General features: G+C 73.3%; 3 protein-coding genes. All 3 read left to right on the top strand.

Annotated features, from left to right (window positions below):
* The first annotated feature begins 548 nt into the window (after window positions 1–548).
* The 3 genes from E1298_RS44890 (at window position 549) to E1298_RS44880 (ending at window position 3,999) form a co-directional block, all read left to right on the top strand.
* Window positions 549–1,532: a hypothetical protein gene (locus tag E1298_RS44890; RefSeq protein ID WP_131903479.1), complete on the top strand. Its 984-nt coding sequence runs from the start codon at window positions 549–551 to the stop codon at window positions 1,530–1,532.
* A gap of 116 nt (window positions 1,533–1,648) precedes the next feature.
* Window positions 1,649–2,353 carry a Flp pilus assembly protein CpaB gene (gene cpaB, locus E1298_RS44885; protein ID WP_131903478.1) on the top strand — a complete coding sequence of 235 codons (705 nt, stop codon included), beginning with the start codon at window positions 1,649–1,651 and terminating at the stop codon, window positions 2,351–2,353.
* Window positions 2,350–3,999, top strand: a complete 1,650-nt coding sequence (locus E1298_RS44880) for a CpaE/TadZ family protein (protein WP_165975961.1) — start codon at window positions 2,350–2,352, stop codon at window positions 3,997–3,999. Before cpaB ends, E1298_RS44880 begins: the two co-directional genes overlap by 4 nt.
* The last annotated feature ends 24 nt before the right edge of the window (window positions 4,000–4,023 follow it).

Below are 4,023 nucleotides of genomic sequence, written 5' to 3'. Positions count from 1 at the left end.
GGTCCGTATGGTCCTCCCGGTGGGCCGGGCGCCGGAGGGCGCGGTGAGTGACCGGGGTCCGATGGGTTCGTCATCGCCGTCGTCTCCAGGGTGGGGCCGCCTACAGGGAGACTCTAGAGCCTGCGGACGGATCGCGCCGGGATGCGGTGGGCGGGACGGGGACGCGCCGCCCGCGCCGGGAACGCGCCGGAAATGCACGGCCCCATCCCCGAACTGGGGTTTTTGTGGACGGCGGGCCGCACATCATATTGGGCGAGCATTGTCATGACCATGGGCCCACGGTTCTATTCCCTGGTTCTAGGACTAGGCCCCGGGGCTTAAATAATCAGTGTTGACCTGCCGATTCTTCTGTTCTTAACGTATGGTACAGGCGAAATTCATTGGTCGCCTGTGAGCTGAATCCAGCCGTCCCGGAGTTTGTTTCGCCGCATTCTGTGCGGGCGGCTGGATCGGTCGTATTCATCCGTGATCCTGGTCGATCCCGGTGGGGCCTGCGGTGGGCCCGGGTTGGAAGGTGTGGTGAGGAACATGGCCGATCGGGACCGCGCGTGACCATGGTCATGCTCCTCGATGACGTCCCGGGCCTCGGCGTGATGCGCGGGGTCGCCGCCGAGAGGGCGCCGTCCGGGTTCTCCCCGCTGTCGGACGAGGGGCTGGAGTTCACCGAGCGGATCGCCCGCGGCCTGCGGGAACACTCTGCGGTGCTTGCGCTATACCCGGCGTGGCGGCCCGAGGCGGCGGGACGGCTGCTCCGGTTCGCCCGCGCGTCGCTGCGGACCGGCCGCCTCGCGATCGTGCCGCTCGACCTTCCGCCGCTGGCGCTGTCACTGGTGGCCGACCAGCTCGCGTTCATGGCCCCGTATGTGAGGCCGGGGGCGCTGGCCAGCCTGGCGCCGCGGCTGGCCGAGGTGATCGTGGCGGGGGCCTGGGTGAACAGCGTCACCCGGTTGGAGCAGGTCCGGACGGGGTTCGGGGAGCATCTCGCGTCGTTCGTCCCGGGTAGTGAGTTCATGGTGACCGCGACGCCACGTGCCGGTGTCCATCGGATCACCGAGGCCCGGCCGGTCCCGTCCGGCGACCGTGTCCCGGCCGCGCCCGCGCTGGTGCTGGCCGCCGAGCACGGGGGAGACGCGGGCTGGGTCCGCGACCGGCTGGGCCCGGCCCTCGGCGCGGTGTCGGTCACGTTCGTCGACGATCCGCCGCTCGGCACGGAGTTCTGGCGCGCGAGGCGATACGTGGAGTTCGTTGGGTTCAGCGGCGACAGCGGCGTCCTGCAGCAGCTCGTCCGCACGACCCCGTGCGCGCCGTGCACGTGGTGCGGGGAGCCGGTCGGCCTTCCGGAATGCCCGTTCTGCTCGATGATCCAGCCCGTCCGCACGACGCCGGCCGGTTCCGCGCCTCCGCCGGCCGCACGGCGGACGCGTCCCGCCCGTCCCGGTCGTCCGGCGCCCGTGGCCCCCGTCCGGCAGGCCGAGCAGGCGGGGGTGCGGATGGACCCGCCGCCCGAGCGACTCGTCCCGGCGCCTCCATGACTCGTCCCGGCGCCTCCATGAGCGGCCTCATCCGCTGATCCAGGGCCGCCGGGCAGGCGGCCGCCGGGCGCCGAGGGCGCCCGGCCCGTCCCTCACTCGTGATCGAACGGAGTCACATGAACCCCCGACAGCGCCGAGGCGCGCTGCTCATGATCCTCGCGGCGTTCGGCGCCGTGGCGGTCTTCGTGTCGGTCCTTGGGTATGTCGGCTCGGTGCGGGCCGAGGTCGGCACGAAGCTCCAGGTGCTGCGGCTGAAGGTCGCCGTCCCCGCGTACGGGCGGCTGGACCCCGGGATGGTGGAGCGGGTCGAGGTGCCGCGCAAGTGGACGCCGCGGACGATGCTCACCGACCCCGGCGCGGTGGCGGGCAAGGTCGCGCCGTCCGAACTGGTGGCCGGGTCCTATCTGCAGCAGGGGATGCTGATCGACGCGCCCGTGCTGCAGCCGGGGCAGCGCGAGATCGCCATCATGATCGACGCGGAGACGGGCGTGGCGGGCAAGGTGCGGCCCGGCATGAGCGTCGACATCTACGCGACGTTCCAGCAGCAGGCGCAGCAGAACCAGCGGTCGTGCGCGTCCCGGATCATCCGGCGGGCGCTGGTGATCCAGGTCGGCGCGGTCACGCGGGAGCGGACCGGGACGAACAACCAGACGCTGAACGCGGTCGTGCCCATCACGTTCGCGCTGTCCGCCGACGACAGCGTCCGGCTGACCTACGCGGAGGCGTTCGCCGCGCACGTGCGGCTCGCGCTGATCGGCGGGGACCAGAACGACCCGGTCAAGAAGCTGGGCGCCATCTGCGACATACCGGCGGCCCGGTGAACGGCGCGGACGTGAAGGTGCTGCTGGCGACCGCCGACCGCGACCTCGCGGCCCTGCTGAACGCCCAGTTCCGCGAGCTGGCGGGCATGGAGGTCGCCGGGGTGGAGGCCGGCACCGGGGACGTGGTGGGGGCGGCGGCGAGCGTCCCGGACCTGGACGTGCTCCTGCTGCACCAGCGGCTCGGGCCGCTCCCGGCGCTGGACCTGATCCGCGAGCTCGGCGTCCGGCACCCGCACCTGCCGGTGGTGCTGATCGCCGAGGAGGCGACGGCGGAGACGTTCGGCGCGGCGATGGCGGCCGGGGCGCGCGGCGTGATCTCCACGGAGCCGACCCTGTCTGAGCTGCACAACCGCGTGGAGTCGGCGGCGGAGTGGGGACGGACGATGCGCCGCCACTTCGACTCGTCCTACCAGACGCCGCTGACCGGCCGCGTCGGCACGCTGCTGGCCGTCTGCGGCGCCAAGGGCGGGACGGGCGCGACGACGATCGCGGTGCACCTGGCGGTGGCCGCCGCCGCGGCCGGGCGCAGCGTCTGCCTGGTCGACCTGGACCTGCAGAAGGGGGACGTCGCCGGGTACCTCGACGTCGTCCACCGGCGCAGCATCCTCGACCTCGTCGCCGCCGCGGACGATCTCGACGGGACGACGCTGGCGGAGGCGCTGTTCGTGCACCGCCTCGGGCCGCACCTGCTGCCCGCGCCGGCCGAGGGGGAGCGGGCCGAGGACGTCCCGGCGCGCGCCGCCCGGCAGATCCTCGCCGCCCTGCGCGCCCGGTACGCGATCGTGATCGTCGACTGCGGCGCGTACATGTCGGAGACGAACGCGATGGCCGTGGAGCTGGCCGACCGGGTCCTGGTCGCGGCCACCCCCGACCTGCCCGCGCTGCGCGGGGCGAAGCGGCTCGTCCGGATGTGGGCGCGGCTGCGGATCCGCAAGGACGAGGACGTCGCGGTCGTGCTCAACCGGCACGACCGGCGCAACGAGATCCAGCCGGACCTCGCCGGGAAGATCGTCGGCGTGGAGCTGCTCGGCGCGACGGTCCCGGCGGCGTACCGGGCGCTGGAGGAGGCGTCCAACACCGGGACGCCGACGGCGGTGAAGGGCTCCGACTTCCGCAAGGCGATCAGCGGGATCGTCCGTGAGACGGGCCTGCTGGACGAGCGCGGCGACGCCCCGGACGAGACCGCACAGTCGGCCCCCGGCGACCGTGACCGGGAGCGCGACCGGACTCGGGACAGGGACCGGGAGAGGGAGCGCGATCGCGAGCATGGGCGGGACCGGGGCGCGGCCACGGTGGACTTCGCGGCGACCGTCCCGCTGATCGGGCTGCTGCTCCTGCTGTGCTGGCAGACGTTCCTCACCGGGCTGACGTCGATGTACGCGAGCCACGCCGCGAACGAGGCGGCCCGCGCGGTGGCCGTCCTCGGCTACGGGACGCCGGAGGCGCGCAAGGAGGTGCGCCGCCGGGCGGTGGCCCGGGTGTCGGGCCCGTGGGGCGGTGAGGACGTCCTGCACCTGGCCGTCGAGAACGGGTTCGCCAAGGTCACGATCGACGTCCCGGCCGTCCTGCCGGGCTGGCACTCGACGTTCGGGCTCACCACCCGCTCGAAGATCGTCTACGAGACCGCCCCAGGGGACGGGAGATGACGCCGTGCGCCGCCCACCGCCCCG

The sequence above is a fragment of the Actinomadura rubrisoli genome (genome assembly GCF_004349215.1).
In the GTDB taxonomy this organism is placed as follows: Bacteria; Actinomycetota; Actinomycetes; order Streptosporangiales; family Streptosporangiaceae; genus Spirillospora; species Spirillospora rubrisoli.
This window is presented reverse-complemented; position numbering and strand designations above follow the sequence as displayed.